At 75.2% G+C, this 19,124-nt stretch carries 3 protein-coding genes; all 3 read right to left on the reverse strand.

The window, feature by feature from the left end:
• Position 1: 1 nt before the first annotated feature.
• The 3 genes from Ae331Ps2_RS22490 to Ae331Ps2_RS22500 are packed head-to-tail and all read right to left on the reverse strand — an operon-like array spanning position 2 to position 19,121.
• Complete coding sequence (locus Ae331Ps2_RS22490; RefSeq protein ID WP_075329787.1) at positions 2-8,620, reverse strand: SDR family NAD(P)-dependent oxidoreductase; 8,619 nt, start codon at positions 8,618-8,620, stop codon at positions 2-4.
• Entirely contained in the window at positions 8,617-17,955 is a 9,339-nt protein-coding gene (locus Ae331Ps2_RS22495) for a type I polyketide synthase (protein ID WP_075306657.1), read from the reverse strand. The genes Ae331Ps2_RS22490 and Ae331Ps2_RS22495 overlap by 4 nt, the downstream gene beginning before the upstream one ends.
• Positions 17,952-19,121, reverse strand: coding sequence for an SRPBCC family protein (locus tag Ae331Ps2_RS22500; protein ID WP_139318734.1), 1,170 nt, complete (start codon positions 19,119-19,121; stop codon positions 17,952-17,954). The genes Ae331Ps2_RS22495 and Ae331Ps2_RS22500 overlap by 4 nt, the downstream gene beginning before the upstream one ends.
• Positions 19,122-19,124: the final 3 nt, after the last annotated feature.

The raw sequence follows: 19,124 nt of genomic DNA on the forward strand, positions 1-19,124 counted from the left end.
GTCAGGCCTTCCCGTCCGTGCGAGGGGTGTCGTCGAGTTCGGTCAGCAGGGTCCGGAGGTCGGCCCCCGGTGCCGTCGCCGCGGGGGTGTGGTCCGTCGTGGTCGACGGGGAGCGCGGTGCCGTGCCGGCGGCGACGTCGGCGACGTCGGCGACGCCGCGGGCCCGCAACAGCACTGAGGGGTCCAGCGGGCTGCCGGTGCGGGACTCGATCGCCGCGGCGAGCTCGGCGACCGTGATGGAGTCCAGGCCCAGTGCCTCGAGTGCGACCTCCCCGGGGTCCTCGCCCAGCACCGCCCGGAACGCTCCGGAGACCGCAGAGACCGCCCGTGCACGATCCGGCGCCGCGGAGCCGAGGCCGGCGGCCCCCTTCGGCCCGACCTCCTGGTGAGGGGAGCCGTGCGCCGCCGGGACCGGGGCACCGTCGCCGGCCCGGGTGGCGGAGCCGAGGAGCACCACCGCACCGCCGAGGTCGAACGAGGCACCGAACGCGGCCCGGCCCTCCTGCGGCGTGAGCGAGTGGCGGGCGGCGAAGGCCGGATCGGCGGCCATGCCGGTGCCCGTCCAGTCGGGCCAGGCGTGTGCGGTCACCCGCAGGGACGGGCCGTCCTCCCGTTCGGCCAGCGCGAGCTGGTAGGCGTTCGCGGCGGCGTAGTCGACCACCCCGCGACCCGCCTCCGGGAGCCAGCCCGCGATGGACGACACCAGTACGACCCAGCGTGCGGCGTGCCGGCGGGCGAGCGCGACGACCACGTCGGAACCGACGCACTTCGGGGCGAGCACCCGTTCGGCGTCCGCGGGGCTCCGGCGGGTGAGCGCCCCCACCGGGTTCACCACCCCGGAGCAGTGGACGATCCCGCGCAGGGGCCCCCACCGCTCGACGAACCGGGCCACGACGGCGTCGAGCCCGTCCGGGTCGGTCACGTCGGCGCGGTCGCAGGCCACCTCCGCACCGGGGACGGTCGGCGGCTCGACGGCCGAACGGCCGACCACCCCGATCGCCCGTGCCCCGTGGTCGGCCAGCGCCGCGACGAGCTCGCGGCCCACCGCTCCGTGACCGCCGAGGACCAGGTGGAAGCCGGACGCGTCGGCGTCGCGGGGGGTCGGTTCCGGGAGCGGCTCGTGGCTGCGCTGCAGACGATCACCGGACCGCAGCGCCCGCTCCTCCGGTTCGGCGGGTTGCCCGGTCACCAGCGAGTACAGCTCGCCGGGCAGCGCCTTGGCCGCCCGGGGATCGTCGACCCGGACGTCCACGCTGGCCGCCGACCAGCCTCGTTCCGCGGCCGCCGCGCGTACGGCGGCGCCGCGCGCGACCGACCACGGTCGCAGCTCGGGCCTCTCCTGCGACCCGACGGCGGCGACGCCGCGCAGCCGGTCCCAGAACGTGGCCGTGGTGGAATCCGGGTCGTCGAGCACGACCACGGCGTCGGCGGTGGACAGCTCGGTCGCGGGGACGCAGCCGTCGGAGACGAGTCGGGCGATCAGGGTCTCCCGCGGGACGGTTCCCCCGTCGACGAAGACGGACAGTCCGGCCGGGGGCCTGGCCGGCGGGACGCACGCCGTGCGCCACACCGGACGGGCGGCGGACGGTGCGATCACCGGGTCCTGCGGCGGCCGGCCGACCGTGTTCCAGTGGTCCTCGTCGGCGAAGGGGTAACCGGGCACCGCGGTCCGCCGTGCGGTCGGTGCCGAGAACAGCGACCAGTCCAGCCCGTCGGCACCGGTCAGTGCCGCGGCGACCAGGTCCGCCGGGTCCCGTGGCGCCACCGGTGGCGGAGCGCCCCCGCCGCACACCACCGGGGCGGTCCCGTCGGCCACTGCCAGCAGCCCGGCGCGCAGCTCGGTCGCGGACCCACCGGCGACGGCGGCGCGGTGGGAGAGCTCGGCGCGTCCGGTGTTGGCGGTGTGCACGACGTCGGCGAGGTCGGTGTCGTCTCCGGTGTCGTCGCCGGTCTCGCCGATCCGGTCGGCGTAGGAACGAGCCAGTCGGCGTACGCCCTCCTCGGTCGCCGCTGAGATCCGCAACGCGTGTTCCCGGGGCGGGACCGGCGTGCGCGGCCCGATCGGCGGCGGCTCCTCGATGACGACGTGGGCGTTGACGCCGCCCATGCCGAAGGCCGAGAGAGCGGCGCGGCGGGGGGTGCCGTTGCGGCGCCAGGGGGTGGGGGTGAGGAGGGGGTGGAAGGGCGTGCGCTCGAAGCGGATGTGCTCGTTGGGGCGGTCCAGGTTGCGGGTGGGCGGAAGGGTGTCGTGCCGGAGAGCGAGGATGATCTTGGCGAGTCCCGCGAGTCCCGCGGCCGGCTCGAGATGACCGATGTTCGTCTTGACCGACCCGATCGCACAGTACTGCCGCCGGGTGGTGTGGGGGGCCCACGCCCGGGTGAGCGCGTCGATCTCGACCGGGTCGCCGAGGGCGGTCCCGGTGCCGTGGGCCTCGAGGTAGCTGATGGTGTCGGGGGACACGCCGGCATCGCGCAGCGCCGCGGTGATCACCTCCTGCTGCCCCGACACCGCAGGCACGGTCAGACCGGACGTCCGGCCGCCGTGGTTGACCGCGGTGCCGGTGATGACGGCGTGCACCGGGTCGCCGTCGGCGAGTGCGTCGTGGAGCGGTCGGAGGACGACGGTCACGGCGCCCTCCCCGGGGACGAACCCGTCGGCGTCCTGGTCGAACGCCCGGGGGGATCCGCTGGGGGACAGCGCCCCCAGGTTGGTCATCGCCGTGTAGTGCAGCGGCGACAGTGCGAGCCGCACCCCACCGACGACGGCGTGGTCGCACTCGCCGTCGCGCAGGCTGCGCACGGCGGTGTGCAGCGCGACCAGCGACGACGAGCACAGGGTGTCCACGGTGAGGCTCGGGCCGTGCAGGTCGAAGAACCAGCTGACCCGGTTCGCCAGGAAGGCGTTGTGGTTCCCCAGGCCCGCGGCGGCGTCCAGCTCACGGTCCACGTTGAACTCGCGGTAGTGCTGGTAGCTGGCACCGACGAAGACCCCGGTCCGGCGGGGTGCGGAGGTCGGGTCGACGCCGGCCGACTCCCACGCCTGCCAGGCCGTGCGCAGCAGCCACCGTGCCTGCGGGTCGAGCAGGCGGGCCTGGCGCGGGTGAAGTCCGAACAGGTCGGCGTCGAAGCCGGCGACGCCGTCGACGAACCCGCCGACCGGCCGGTCCGGCCGGTCCCACCGATCCGCGGGCGCCGGGCGCAGGGCATCGCTCCCGTCCCGCAGCAACGGCCACAGGCTGTCGATGTCGTCGGCACCGGGCAGGACACCCGCGAGGCCGATGACGGCGATGTCGTGGCGGTCCCCCGACGGTGCGACGGGTGGCCGCCTGCGCGCGGACACCGCGGGGGCCACCGCCTCCTCCACCGCCTCGACGAGCGCGGGGTCCGCGGTCAGGGGAGCGAGGGACTGCTCGTCCGCGCGGTCCGGGTGGGTGGACCGGAGGGCGGCGTCCTCCCGGGTGGCGGACGGGCCGACCTCGAGCCCGAGCGCGTCGGCGAGGGCACGGCCGTCGCGGGCGGCGAGTACCTCGACCGCCGACACCGGGGTGCCCGCGGCAGCCCCGATCTCGGCCGCGATCTCGCCGGCGAGCAGGGAGTCCATCCCCACCGCGGACAGCGGCGTGGTCACCGTGACCGAGGGGTCGGCGAGGACCCCGCGCAGGATCTCCAGCAGACCCTCCGGAGTGAGCGACGTCCCGGGGGCGTCCGCGGGCGGTGATGCTCCGCCGGCGCCGGCCACCGGTCGGAACCGGATGCCCTCGAGGACGAGGACCGGGCCGTCGACGCCCAGCAGCCACGCATCGGCGACGTGCGTGCCGTCCTGCCACCCTCGCGAGCGCAACCGGAGCGAGAGCGCCTCGGCGGGATCACCGGTCGCGGTGACCCGGCCGATGCCCACCGGAAGGAGGGCGGTGTCGGACAGTGTGGGATCTCCCAGGGTCAGCACCGCCATGGCTTGCAGCGCCGCGTCGACGGCGGTGACCCGGTCGGTCGCCGGTACCGCCCCCGGCAGCAGATCGGCGGCGACCGCCCCCTCGCCGTGCCGGACACCGCCGATGCGGCGCAGTGCCGGCGCATACCGGGTGCCGTGGGTGTCGAACCACGCGTACAGCCCGGCGGGGTCGAGCACGCGGGGGCACGGTGTCACGTCGGGTGCAGGCACCTGCGTCGGACCGGGCTCCGGACGCAGCCGGGCGATCACCCGGCCCTGCTGGTGCAGGGTCGCGACCGCACCGTCGATGGTGTCGTCCAGGTCGTGCTCGGGCAGGGACGTCGCCGTCCCTCGGGCGGGGAACTCCACGTCACGCAGCACCGGGGCCCGGTCGAGGCCCAGGGACAGCAGCAGCGCCGCGGGCACCGTCGGCAGCCCGAAGACCTCGTGTCCCGCGATCAGCGCGGCGGCTCCGGCCGGGTCGGGGGCGGTGGACGGAGAGGGGGTCGCCGGCGTACGGAACGGGTAGGACGGCAGTGGCGCACGCCGCGCGGCGGCACCCGGGCCGAGGGGGCCGCGGGGGCCGCCGTCGACCCAGACCCGGGCGGTCTGCACGAGTCCTGCGACGGTGTCGTCCGCCCCGTCGGGGTGCACGACGGACCCCGGCCCGCACCCGAGCGCGCGGCGCAGCCCGTCGGCCAGCTCCTCGGCACCGCGGGCGACGACCGCCACCCGCAGCGCCAGGTGCCTGCGGCCCACCCCGGCCGAGGTGTGCAGTACTCCGGGGTCGAGGCCGTCGTGCACGGCGGCGAGCAGGTCGGTGAGGCGCCGGGTCAACGCCTCCGGCGTGTGCGCGGACACGTGCAGGACGCCGGCCGCGCCCGGGTCGTGAACGGTCGCGACGGGCGCCGGCCAGTCCTCGACGACGACGTGGGCATTGGTGCCGCCCATGCCGAACGCGCTGATCCCGGCCCGTCGGGGCCGGTCGCCGGCCGGCCAGGCGGTCGACGCGGTGGGGATCGCCAGCACGCCCGCGGGCAGTCGGAGCCGCTCGCCGGGCCCCCGGTGTCCGGCGACGGGCGGGATCTCGCCGTGACGCAGGGACAGCAGCACCTTGACCAGGGAGGCGAGCCCGCTGGCCGGTTCGAGGTGCCCGATGTTGCCCTTCAGCGCGCCGAGCAGCACCGGTGCGGCCCGGTCCGGCCCGAACACCTCGGCCAGTGCGGCGATCTCGATCGGGTCGCCGAGCGGGGTCGCCGTTCCGTGGGTCTCCACGTGGTCCACCGACGACGGGGAGAGCCCGGCGTCGGCGAGTGCGGCCCGCAGTACGTCGGCCTGCGCAGCGCTGCGCGGGACTGAGAGGGCGCCCGCACGACCTCCGTGGTTGGTGGCGACCCCACGGATGACCCCCCAGACGTGGTCGCCGTCGCGGAGCGCGTCGGCCAGCGGCCGGAGCAGGACTGCCACCGCACCCTCGCCGGGGACGAACCCGTCGGCCGCGGCGTCGAACGGGCGCGGCAGGTCCGCGGAGAGCGCGCCGAGGCGGCTGAGACTGCGGTAGTACCACGAGGTGAGACCGACGTGGCAGGCAGCGACGACGGCGGTCGAGCACCGGCCGGCCCGCAGCGCCGACACCGCCTGCTCCAGGGCGACGAGCGAGGACGAGCACAGCGTGTCCACGGTCATCGAGGGCCCGGTCAGGTCGAGCGCGTAGGAGATCCGGTTGGCGAGCAACGCGTTCATCGAGCCCAGGGCGGTGTGCGGCCCGACCCGGTCGAGGCCGGCCGCGTCACGGTGGTGGGTGTAGGTGGCCCCGACGAACACACCGACGTCGCGCCGGTCCGCCGCTCCGCCTTCCTGCACGACCGACCAGGCGTGCTCCAGCAGCAGCTTCTGCTGCGGGTCCATCTCGGCGACCTCACGGACGGCGAGCTCGAAGAACCGCGGGTCGAGACGGTCGATGTCGCGGACGAACGCGCCGTTGCCGCAGTAGGTGCCGGTCGTGGCGGTGTCCCGGTCCTGCAGGACCTCGCCGATGTCGAAACGGTCGGCCGGGACGGGGCCGAAGGCGTCGTCGCCCCGCCGCAGCATCGCCCAGAAGTCGTCGAGGTCCTCGGCGCCGGGCAGGTCGCCGGACACCGCGACGACGGCGATCGCGCCCTCGGGCGGCTCCCGCCGTGGCTCGGGCCGTCCGGCCCGGGAGACATCGGTGGCGGTCGCGGGAGCGGGGTCCGGTGTGGGGACTCCGGATGCCGGTGCGACGCCGTGCCGGTCGCGGAGCGCGTCGACGACGCCGCGCACGTCGGGATGCTCCAGGAAGAGCGTGGGGGGCAGGGTCAGGCCCCAGCGCGCACCGAGGGCCTCGGTCAGCTCGACGCTCGTGATCGAGTCCATGCCGAACTCGGCGAACGAGGTGTCGGGGGCCAGGTCCTCGACACCCAGGCGGTCGACCAGCGCAGCGGTGACCTCGGCGGTGAGCGGGTCGGTGCCGGCGTCCGGCGGCGGTGCCGGGCTCGGATCGGCCGGGCGGGCCGACGCGGCCGGGGGCGCGTCGGGACGGACCTCCTCGGTACCGGTTGCTCGGTCGGGGTGGGCCACCACCACCTGTCGTTCGCCGGACAGGACCGCGGCGGTCAGCGCGTCGAGTCCCTCGACCGTGCCCAGCGGCTCCACCCCCCGACGGCGGAGCTGCGCGGCGACCTCCACACCCATCCCGATCTCGCCCCACAGCCCCCAGTCGATGCTGATCCACGGTGCGCCGAGCAGGTGGGCGGCACCGTCGAGGTGGGCGTTCGCCGCGGCGTACCCGGCCTGCCCGAGGTTGCCGAACGCGCCCGACACCGACCCGAACAGCACCGCGAGGTCCAGCTCGACCCCGTCGACGGCGGCGACGAGCTCGCGCAGACCGTCGGCCTTGGGCGCGACCACCGAGCGCAGGTCCCCGGGGGAGACACCCCGCAGCAGGCCGTCGCGCAGCACCCCCGCCGCGTGCACGACTCCGCGCAGGGGCCGCCCGCCCAGTCCGGCGACGAGCTCGGCGAGGGCGCCGGGTACTGCGACGTCCACCGCGTGCGACCGGACGAGGGCACCGTGTGCGGCGATCGCGGTGGTCGCCGACGGGGCGAGCCGCGAGCCCCCCGACCGGCTCACCAGGTGGATCTCGCCGGCGCCGTCACGGGCGAACCGTTCCGCCACGGCGAGCCCGAGCCCGCCGTGCCCGCCGAGCACGAGGTAGGCGCCGTCGGCCCGGACCGGCAGGGCGGTCCCGGGCCCGGCGGGCAGCGGTTCCCAGGCGGGGCACAGTCGTGCCCCGCCCCGGATCGCGCTCTCGGCCGGGCCGATCCCCAGATCATCGGCACCCACGGTCCCGGTGCCGGCGAGATCGATCATCCGCAGCGACAGCCCGGGGTACTCGACGGCCGCGGTCCGCAGCAACCCCCAGACCGACGCGCGGCCGGGGTCGGGCCGGTCGCCCGGGGCCGCCGCGGCGGCCCGCTCGGTGAGCACGACGAGCCGCAGTCCCTTCCGGCGACGCTCGGTGAGGGACCGGACGACGTGCAATGCATCGAGAAGGTCCCGCTCCCCGTCGTCGGCGGGGTCCCCGACCGCGGTCGCCATGACGACTCCGTCCAGCCGGCCGGCAGCTGCCTCGTCCCAGAGGCGGGTGAGCCCGTCGAGGTCGGGGATCCCGTCCGCGACCTCGTCCACCCGGGAGCCGGCCGCCCGCAACGCAGCGGCGGCCTCGGCACCGGGGGACCGTGGGCCGCCGTGGTGCAGGACCACCCAGCGGCCGCCGGGTGCCGGTGCGGAACCGGGTCCGGACGGCGACCAGCGCAGAACCCTCATCGGAGCAGGAGCAGGAGCAGGAGCAGGAGCAGGAGCAGGAGCAGGAGCAGGGACCGGCGTCCTGGCCGTGACGGCCTCCGACGGTGCTGCGGCCGTCATGGGGACCCCACGCATCCGCAGCCCCACCAGCTCGGCCACGACCCGGCCGGTCCCGTCGAGGACCACGGCGTTACAGCGGCCCGTCCCGTGCTCGGCCGGCGCAGTGCGCCACGCGCGGACCGACACCTCCGGACCACGCAGGGGTGCGTGCACCACGAGCCGGTCCACCCCGACCGGGTACAGCGGGCGCAGTCCTCCCGGCGCCGTCGCCTCCTGCAGGACCACCGACGACAGCTGCAGCACCCCGTCGAGAAGCAGGGGGTGCCCGATCCACGGACGGGCGTCCGCGCTGTGCAGCACGGCTTCCGCCGCCCCCTCACCGACGACCAGTGAGGTCAGCGTGCGGTAGGAGGGTCCGTACTCCAGGCCGGCTCCCGACCAGGCCGCGTACACCAGGTGCGGGTCCCAGGCCGTACCGGCCACGGCGGGTGGTGCCGTGCCGGGCGGCGACGCGGCGGCGGCCGGGGTCGCCGCCCCGACCGGTCCGCTCGTCCCGTCCGCCAGGAGCTGCACGGACCCGGCGCCCGCACCGGAGCGGACGACCCGCACCGTCGTCGGCGCGTCCGGCGGCACCACGACCGGCCTGCGGAACGACACGCCCCGCAGCTCGGTGCCGCCCGCGGCGACCAGCGCCAGCTCGATCTGCACGGCGGCCGGGAGCAGCGCCCTGCCGTCCTTGCGATGCTCGCCGACCAGCGGGTCGGCCTCGGTGAGGGTCAGCTGGAGCAGCTGCGAGTCGGTCATGACGCCAGGCCTCCGGAACGTCCGTCGAGGAAGGGGTGGCCGGCCGCTACCGCGGCGCCGTCGCCCGGGGCGCCCACCACGGACGCGTCGGGCAGGGCGGAGTGCCGGATGCGGGCGAACGGATAGGTCGGGATCCGCACGCCGACGTGCGGCTTGCCCCGGTGGTGGGCAGCCGGGTCCAGCGTCGCGTCGGTCTCGTCGTGGTGGTCGGCCAGGGCACGGTGCAGCGGTGCCGTGCCCTCCTCCCGGCGCAGCGTGGAGCGGAACCGGGTCCGCCCGTCGCGCGGGGAGGCGATCCGGCGCAGCAGCGGGAGCAGCGCGGGTTGTGGACCGATCTCCCACCAGACGTGGTCCTGCTCGTCCGGGACACGGGCGTCGAGCTCCGCCGCCGCCGGTCCGAACAGGACCGGAGCACGGACCGCTCCCGCGTAGGAGGCCGGGTCGGTGGCGGTCCCGGGGGTGTGCAGCCGCCCGCTCGCGGTCGAGGCGAACGGGATCGACGGCGGCTGCAGCGCCAGTCCCGCGAGATGGTCGGCGAACGGGCCGACGACGCCGGCCATCGCCGCCGAGTGGAAGGCGTGCGCGACGGGCAGCGCGGTGGCCCGCACCGTGCCCGAGTCCAGGAACGCGGCCATCGCGACGGCCGGGCCCGCGACGGTCGTCGCACCGGGACCGTTGTCGGCCGCGATCTCCAGGTCCGGATGGGCCGCGATAGCCTCCCGCGCGGTGTCGACGTCACCGCGGACGACGGCCATCGCGCCGGGCCCGGGCGCGGAGGCCATCAGCCGTCCGCGCAGGGCGGTGGCCCGCATGAGGTCGGGCAGGTCCAGCACGCCCGCGGCCCAGGCGGCCGTCAGCTCACCGACGCTGTGACCGACGACCGCGTCGGGGTGGACACCCCAGCTGCGGAGCAGCGTGACCAGGGCGACCTGGGTCGCCACGATCGCGGGCTGGGCCCGGTCGGTCCCGACGAGGGGATCCTCCTCCAGGAGGGTCTCCAACGGCACGTCGAGGTGACCGCGCAGGACCGCGGCGCACTCGTCGAGCACCGCCGCGCAGATCGGTTCGGACCGGCGGAGCTCCCGGGCCATACCCGGCCACTGGGCCCCCTGGCCGGTGAAGGCGAAGGTGACCGGGGTGCGCGCGCGGCGGGCACGTGCCGGCACGGGCCCCCGACCCTCGGCGACGGAGTCCAGGGCGGCGACCATCCCGTCCCGGCCGCGGGCATGCAGCAGCAGCCGCAGCCCGTGCCCCGCCCGCCCGGTGTTGGCGGTACGAGCGACGTCGTCGACCCGGTCGGCGGGCCGGGCCCGCAGATGGCCGGCGTAGGCCGCGGCCACGGCACGCAGACCGTCCTCGGTCGGCGCCGTGACCCGCAGCAGGTGCGAACCGTCGGACCGCTCGCCCGGACGCAGGGGGGCGGTGCGCGCCGGCGGCTCCTCGATGATGACGTGGGCGTTGACCCCGCCCATCCCGAACGCGGACAGCGCTGCCCGACGGGGCCGCTCGTCCCGGTTCCAGGGCAGGGGGGCGACCACGGGGAAGAACGGGGTGTCCTCGAACCGGATGTGGTCGTTCGGCCGGGCGAGGTTGAGGGTCGCGGGGATCGTCCGGTGTTCGAGGGCGAGCAGGATCTTGACGAGCCCGGCCAGGCCAGCGGCAGGCTCGAGATGGCCGATGTTCGACTTGACCGAGCCGATCGCGCAGAACTGGCGGCGGTCGGTGTGCCGGCGCCATGCCCGGGTCAGCCCGTCGATCTCGATGGGGTCGCCCAGCCCGGTCCCGGTGCCGTGCGCCTCCACCAGCGAGATGGAGTCCGGGGACACGCCGGCGTCGCGCAGGGCGGCGTCGACGACGTCGCGCTGGGCGTTGGTGGTGGGCACCGTCAGCCCGGCGGCCCGGCCGCCGTGGTTGACCGCGGTGCCGGTGACGACGGCGTGGACGGGGTCCCCGTCGGCGAGTGCGTCGCGCAGCGGCTTGAGCACCACGGTGACCACACCCTCTCCCGGGACGAAGCCGTCGGCGCCGTCGTCGAACGCCCGTGACGACCCGGTGGGGGAGAACGACCGCAGACGCGAGCCGAGCTGGAAGTACTGCGGCGACAGGGCCATGTGGACCCCGGCGACGAGCGCGATGCCGCACTCGCCCTCACGCAGGCTGCGGACGGCGGTGTGCAGGGCGACCAGCGAGGACGAACAGAGCGTGTCGATGGTCATGCTGGGACCGTGCAGGTCCATGAACCAGCTCACGCGGTTCGCCAGCATGGCGTTGTGGTTGCCGAGCCCGGCGGCGGTCTGGACCACGTCACCCACGACCTGGTCGCGGTAGTGCTGGTAGCTGGCGCCGACGTAGACGCCGACGGTGGTGTCCGCGGTACGCCCCGACAGACCGGCGTCCTCCAGCGCCCGCCAGGCCGACTGGATCAGGTGACGCTGTTGTGGGTCCATCCAGCCCGCGTCGGCCGGTGCGACCCGGAAGAACGACGCGTCGAACCCCTCCAGGTCGTCGACGAACCCCGCACGGCGCAGGTAGACGGTGCCGGGGGTCGAGTCGGTCGCGTAGTATTCGTCGAGGTTCCAACGGTCTGCGGGTACCTCGCGTAGGCAGTCGCGGCCCTCGACGAGCACGTCCCACAGCCGGTCGACGTCCCCGGCACCCGGGAACACCCCGTCGACGCCGATGATCGCGATGTCGTGCAGGTCGCGGTCGTCGGACACCGGACCTCGCGGACCCTGCCCGGTGCTCCGGGCCGCCGGGGCGGGGGCCGGCGGCGCGGGATCCGGTGGCGCGGCGACCGGCGGGTCGACCGGCGTCGGAGGCGGTGTGCGATCCGACCCGGCGGCCCCACCGGTCCCGGCTCCGCCGTCGGCCCCGGCGTCGCCGACGGACCCGGGCGCGGACGTCACGCCGTAGACCTCGGCCAGCTCCCGCACCAGCCCGTCCAGCGTGCCGACCTCCAGCACCAGCGTCATCGGAAGGGCCACACCGAGCCGGTCCCGCAGGTCCTGGGCGACGGACACGGCCAGCATCGAGTCGAGGCCGAGGTCCTGCAGCGGCCGGTCGGGCTCGATCTCGGCGGGATCGACCTCCAACGCCCGGGCGACCCACTCCGCCACAGCGGTCCCGAGGTCCCGCGCGCCCGCGGGCACCCGGCTCCCTCCGCCGGTGTCCCGCACCGGACCGGCGGCCGGTGCCCCGTTCGTCGCGGGTGCCCGTGGCGGCACGGTCGTCCCGCCGGGACCCGGACCGTCCGCGGCCGACCCGGTCGCGTCGCTCCCGGGTGCGGTGCCCTCCGTCGCGGTGAGGCGGGTCCAGGTGACCCGCTCGGCCCGCAGGAGCACCTGCCCGTCCGCGCTGACGGTGATGTCCGCGGTGACGGTGCGGTCCTCCCCGGTGCCGCGGTCGACCCGTCGTGCGTGCACGGTGACCCGCGAGGGCAGCGGCCCGTACACGGCCAGCCGCTGCACGGAGAACGGCACGTAGAGGCCCGACGTGCCGCAGGCGGCGAGCGCGACCTGGAAGGCGCCGTCGATGAGGGTCGGTTCGAGGGCCGCGGTGCCGTCGCCGACCCGCGCGAGCTCGCCGGAGGCGACCCCGTCGCCGACGACGAGTGTGTGCAGGCAGCGGAACCGCTCGCCGTAGTGCAGTCCGTGCCGCTCCAGGTCGAGATGGAACGCGGCGACATCGGCCGGGACACCGTCGGACGGGGCCGGGACGACCGGCCGCGCCGGGACGGTGTCGAGCAGCCGGGCGTCGCACACCAGGACCCCGGCGTCGTCGCGGAACCGGACGGCCCCGTCCTCGAGCCGCCCGGTCAGACCGGTGGGAGGGCTGACCACGGCCCGGAACGTCATGTCCTGCAGCGCGAGGGGCAGCCCTCCGCGCAGGTCCACGACCTTCTGCGGGTACGCCGCGCCCGGCAGCACCCGGGACCCCAGCACCACGTGACCCTCGGCCTCGGGGAGGTCGGCCCACTCCCGTTCGCGGAGCCCACCGAACAACGATCCGACGGCACCCAGGGCCGCGCCGGGATGGGCCGGCCCCCCGCGCCGCGCCGTTGCGGTGATCGTGGCGGGGGCCGCGGCCGGACGTTCCATCCAGAGGTGGCGCTCCTCCAGGGGCACCGTCGGGATCCGCACCGTGCGTGCGGGTCCGGTGACCACGGGGTGCTCACCCGCGACGAACCGCCTCGCCGCCTCGTCGAGGTCCGTGCGGTCCACGCCGGTCACGGAGAACGTCCCCGTCGCCGCCGTGGGGTTCGTGACCCCGGTGTGGCTCGACCGACTGTCGCGGTTGCCCGTGAGGAACAGCATCAGCTTGTCCTCCGCCTGCTCCGCCGAGTCGACGACGCAGGCGAACCGGTGGTGACCGTGGCGACGGCGCAGCGCGGTGGCACACAACGCCGCGATCGCGGGACGGTGCTCGGACCGCAGGAGCATCAGGAACCGCTCGGCGAGCCGGTGCAGCGCACGTTCCGACCCGGCCGAGAGCACCAGCAGCCCGAGGACGTCGTCGTCGTGCACCGCGGTGGGGGCGGCGGCGAGCACCGCGTGTGCGTTGACCCCGCCGAACCCGAAGCTGCTGACCCCCGCCACCCGGGGACCCGTCCAGGGAACGGTCCGGTCCGGGACGAACAGCGGCGAGTTCTCGAACCGGAAACGGGCGTTCGGGGTCTCGATCCCGGGCGTCCCCGGAACCGTGCCGGCCTGCAGGGCCAGCACGGTCTTGATCAGACCCGCCAGCCCCGCGGCGGGCTCCAGGTGGCCGATGTTGCTCTTCACGGAGCCGATCGGCACCGATCCTGCGGCGGCCGGGCCGAGGGCATCGCCGAGTGCCTCGAGCTCGACCAGGTCGCCGAGGCGGGTCCCGGTGCCGTGCGCCTCGACGTAGCCCATGCCGTGCGGGCCGATCCCCGCGGCCGACAGCGCCTCCCGGACGACCTCGGTCTGGGCCGGCCCGTTCGGAGCGGTGAGGAATCCGGTGCTGGCACCGGTGTGGTTCACCGCGACGCCGCGGACCACGGCCAGGACGGCGTCGCCGTCACGGACGGCGTCGGAGTACCGCTTCAGGACGACGGCGGCGGCGCCCTCACCGCGGACGTACCCGTCGGCCTCCTCGTCGAACGCCCGGCAGCGGCCGCGCGGCGAGAGCATCCCGTTGCGCGCGAAGGACCGGGACTTGGACGGGGTGAGGATGAGATTGGCCGCCGCGACCACGGCCGCGTCGCTCTGCCGGGCGCGCAGCTGCAGCACCGCCTGGTGCAGGGCGACCAGGGACGAGGAGCATGCGGTGTCCAGGCAGAAGCTCGGGCCGGTCCAGTCGAAGACGTGGGAGACCCGGTTCGCGAGCAGCGCCATCGCCGAGCCGGTCGCCGCGTGCGGGTCGGCGTGGCCGTCAGCGGCGGCCACGAGCTCACCGAAGTCGCTGGCGATGGTCCCGACGAACACCCCGGTGCGACGTCCGAGGGACACCGGATCGTGCCCGGCCGACTCGACGGCCTCCGCGGTGACGGTGAGCAGCAGCCGCTGCAGCGGGTCGGTACGGCGGGCCTCGCGGTCCGACATCCCGAAGCGGTCCGCGTCGAACAGCTCGACGCCGGCCAGCCAGCCGGCCGTGGTCGGGTCGTCGTCGGACCACAGTGAGCCCCAGCCCCGGTGCCCGACCGGGGCCGTGCCGATCGAGACGTGACCGGCGGTCAGGGACGCCCAGAACTCGTCGGGGGTGGCCGCGCCGGGGAACCGGCAGGCCATGCCCACCACGGCGATCGGCTCGTCGGCGGCCGTCTCCCGTGGAGGTACCGCCGCGTGCCGGTCGTGCACCGGCACGGACGGCACGCCGCGCTCGCCCGTGTCCGTCGTCGGTGACGGGGTGTGGGCCGCGGTGGGCGCAGGCGTGCTCCTACCGGCGACGACGTCGGCCGTCCCCCGGGACGGCCCGGACAGGCCGAGGAGCTCGGCCAGTCGCGCCGGGGTTCCGGTCGCGAGGATGTCCGTCGGCCCGACCGCGGTCCCGAGCCGGCGGGTGAGTGCGGTGGCCGCAGTGACGACGGTGATCGAGTTGCCGCCCAGGTCGAAGAAGCCGTCGGTCGCCCCCAGCGCCCCGATGCCCAGCACCTCGCCGAGCACCTCGCCGGTCACGGCCACCGGATCGGCCGGGGCCGGTGCTGCGACGGCTCCTGCCGGTCGGGCGGTCTCGACCGGCAGGACGGGCTCGACCGCCGGCGGCGCGACCGCGGGCCGCGCGACTCCGGCGCGCAGGACGGTGTCCCGGGTGGGGACCGGCAGCCGTGCCCGGTCGATCTTGCCGTTGCCGGTGAGCGGGAACCGCTCGATCGGGACGAAGGCAGCGGGGATCATGTAACCGGGCAGCTCGCGCCGCAGCGCCGCGACCAGATCCTCGCGGTCGCAGTCGCCCCTCGTCGTGAGGTAGGCGGTCAGCGCAGGCTCGCCGGTGCCTTCGAAGGCCGTCGCCACGACGACCGCGGAGCCGACCGACGGGTGGCGTTCGAGCACCGCCTCGATCTCGCCGGGCTCGATACGGAACCCGCGGACCTTGACCTGTGCGTCCACCCGTCCGAGCCACTCCAGGCCGCCGTCGGGATGCACCGCGACCAGGTCACCGGTCCGGTAGTACCGGGCGCCGCTGCGCGGGTCTCGCACGAACACCTCGGCGGTGCGATCGGGGCGGTTCACGTAGCCGCGGGCGAGCCCGGCACCCGAGAGGTGGAGCTGCCCGGTCCCTCCTGGGGCGACCGGTGCGAGGTCGTGGTCGAGCACGTGCAGCCCGATCCCGGGCAGGGCCGCCCCGAGGCCGATCACGGCGGGATCGTCGATCCTGGCGCAGGAGACCCAGATGGTCGCCTCGGTCGGGCCGTAGAGGTTCCACAGGGCTCGTCCGCCCAGGAGCTTCTCGGCGACCGACCGGGGGAGGGCCTCGCCACCGGACAGCACCGTCAGATCCGGGTGCGGTGTCCAGTCGGCGTCGAGCAGGATGCGCCAGAGGCTGGGGGTCGCCTGGGCGACGACGACGTCGGCCAGCAGCCCCGACAACCGCGCCGGGTCCGAGGCCTCGGCGCGCGAGGCGAGCACCACACTGCCGCCGGTGGTCAGGGGCAGGAGCAGCTCCAGCAACGAGATGTCGAACGCCAGTGTCGTGTGGGCGAGGACGCGGTCACCGGGGGCGCTCCCCAGCACACCGGCGATCCCGGTCAGGAAGTTGCCCAGCGCGGCGTGCTCGATCTCCACGCCCTTGGGCTCACCGGTGGAACCACTGGTGAACAGCACGTAGGCGAGGTCACCGGGTCGCACGACGGGCGGGACGGCGAGCGCCCGCCCGTCGTCGGGTCCGATGCGCCGCACCTCGCCGAGCTCACGGCCGAGTCCTTCGCACGCCTCGTCGACGAGGACGGGGCCCGCCCCTGCCACCTCCAGGTAGCGCTGCAGCCGCTCCCGGGGGAATCCCGGGTCGAGCGGGAGGAACGCCGCGCCGCAGCGCAGCACACCGAGCAGCGCCGGCAGCAGGTCGGGCCCCCGGTCGGACAGGACCCCGACGACGTCGCCCGGGCCGACGCCCGCCTCGTACAGCGAGGCCGCGACCGCGTCGCCCCAGCGGTCCAGCTCGGTGTAGCTGAGCGTCCGTCCTCCACAGCGGACGGCGTCCGCGTTCGGGCGGCTCGCCACGACGGCGTCGAACAGGTCCAGCACCGTCGGTGCCGGTGCGGGATCCTCCTGCGGGTCCGCGGTGGGGACCGCGACGACGTGCTCGGCCGGCTCGGTGCCGGCGAGTGCCTGGCGGGCCGCCTCCTCGACCTCCTCGGCCAGCTCGAGCGCGGCGGCCCCGTCCAGCCACGTCGCGCGCACGCACAGCAGCGGGGCGGTCCCCGCCACCGACACCAGCGCGACCTCGGTGTCCGAGTCGATGGACGCGTCCTGCTCGTGCTCGCGGCGCAGCAGCGCCGCCCGGGTGAAGGAGGGCAGGTCGGAGCCGAGCGGGCGGGGAGCGAGCCCGGCGCGGATCTCCAGGTCGGCGACGTAGCCCACCCGCTCGTCGGCCTCGGCGCAGGCGCGCTCGAAGGCGTGGCGGTCCGAGTCGTCCCAGCGGACCGGGACGCGTTCCACCACCAGCTGGGAGGTGATCCGTCCCGACTCCTGCGCCGCGGCCGTCGACCAGGCCACGTCGAAGCTCCGGGAACCGGTGCGCCGGGACAGCACGCGCAACAGGGACTGCTCGACGACAGCGGTCTCCTCGGGCGCGGCGGGCACCAGGGCCAACGGCAGCCGGGTGTAGTGGGCCGTCGCGGCGGAGAAGTCGCCGGCGGCGATCGGGAGGGGACGGATCCGGTCGAGCCGGTCCCGCCACCAGGTCTCGTGCCGGCGCGCCGCATCGAGCGTCGCGGCGACGGCGGCGAGCCGCGGCGCGTCGACGGGCGGCAACGGCGCGCCCACGACCGCCCCGAGCCGTTGCGCCGCGGCGGTCCCGGACAGGCTGCTGCCGTCCGGGGCGAGGAAGTCCGAGAGGACCAGGTCGGCGTCGGTGCCGGACACGGTGATCGAGGACGGGAGAACGGCGGCGACCGCGGGAGCGGCCCGGTGCGCGTCCCGCGCGGCCGCGCGCAGCTGACGGCACAGCACCGCCCCGGCGCCGGTCAGCACAGCCGGGATGCCCAGCGGATTCGGGAAGGAGCCGAAGTCCATCGCCCGGCCCAGCCGTTCCGCCCGGTCGGCCGGGGTGCCGGGGTGGACGAGCCCGTCGTCCATCCGGGCCGAGCGCGGGTGGAACCGCCGGTCACGTCCGGCCACGTCGACCGGGGTCGGCAGCGACCGCCGTGCGAGGTCGTCGACGATCTCGCCGAACAGCGCGATTCCCGCCTCGGTGGACTCCCAGGTGAGCGACAGGCCGGTCGCGTGGGGCCGTACCGGGAACCACCGCTCGGCGAGCACCGCCCCCGCGTCGACCTGTTCCGCCATGACGTGCCAGGTCACCGCGTGCCGGACCGCGCCGTCGAAGACCGCCCAGGCCGCGACGTTGCTGCCGGCGTAGCGCGGGAGCGGACCGTCGTGGAAGTTCACCGCCGCTATCGCCGGCAGTGCGAGCACCTCGGGGGAGAGGACCTGCTGGTTGACGATGCTGAACAGGAAGTCGGCCGGCTCGGCCGACAGCGCGGCGACCAGGTCGGACGACGCCGGGCGGCAGGGGATGCCGTGTCCGGACGCCCACGCCTCGACCAACGGGTCGTCGCTGAACACACCGCGGACGGTCGCCCCGGCCGCCAGCAGCGCGTCACCACAGCGCGTGAGGACCCGCGTCCCGCCCAGGAGGTGGCAGCGGGCGCTCACGTCGCAGTCCCCGTTCCCCCGGTGGCCGGGTCGGTGGCCCGGGCGACCCAGGCGTCGATCTGGGACACGACCTCCTCGTCGAGCGAGAGCTGTCCGGGGCTCCACAGCGGGTTCGACAGCCCCCGGTGGGTGCGCTCGCACAGCTCCCAGTCCTCGTGGTTGGCCTTGTCCCACAGGGCGAAGACCGCTTCGTGGGAGAAGTCGGGACGAGCGGTCTCCGACGGGTGGAAGAGCCAGAAGTGGCGGACGGTGCAGGTCGCGGGGCTCTCCGGCCACACCCACTGCGCCATCACGTAGTCCGCGGTGAAGCCGAACAGCAGGTTCGGGAGGATCGTGATCCAGTTGATCTTCTGCAGGTCGCCCTCGGGAACCGACGGGATCGGGCGCCTCTCGCTGCGTCCGGTCGAGGACACCGAGTTGTAGCCCTCGCGGATGACCTGCCAGGCACCCACGAGGTCCCCACCGAGCATGTAGGTGCCCGCGTCGTCGAAGTCCGTGACGCGGTGCAGGTCCTTGTGCGCGGTCGGGAAGTGCAGACTCTCGTTGACGTTGTGGGCGACCAGCTTCCAGTTCGACGCGACGGGATAGTCCTTGGCCTGGACGACCTGGAGGTCGGCGAGCTCGTAGGCACGGGCGAACTCGCCGAACTCGGCGAGCGCGTCGTCGAGGTCCGGGGCGTCGTCGGAGAAGCTGACGAACACCAGACCGAAGCGGACCTCGGTGCGGATCGGGATCAGACCGTTCTCGCCCTTGTCGAAGAAGTGGTCCAGATAGGTGCCGTTGAGGCTCTTCAACGCCCCGTTCCGGTCGTAGACCCAGCAGTGGTAGAGGCAGACGATGCTCTGGCGCCGCCCGGTCGGCTCCTCGACGAGCTTGTAGCCGCGGTGCCGGCAGTAGTTGTGGAAGGCCTGGACACCCTCGTCGCCGTGGATCAGCAGGATGGAGCCGGTGCCGATGTCGAGCGTCGTGTAGCTGCCCTTGTCGCCGAGCCGCGACACGTGGTCGACGGGGAGCCAACGACGGCCGTAGATCTCCTTCATCTCCCGGCGGAACTGCTCCTCGCCGGTGTAGAACTCGTGGGAGCGGCCGGTACCGCCGGTGGCGAAGTAGTCGCGGTCGGGATCCTGCTCACCGATGCGGTCGAACATGCTGGGGACGCTGGTCATCGT

It is taken from the genome of Pseudonocardia sp. Ae331_Ps2 (genome assembly GCF_001932405.1).
Classification (GTDB): domain Bacteria; phylum Actinomycetota; class Actinomycetes; order Mycobacteriales; family Pseudonocardiaceae; genus Pseudonocardia.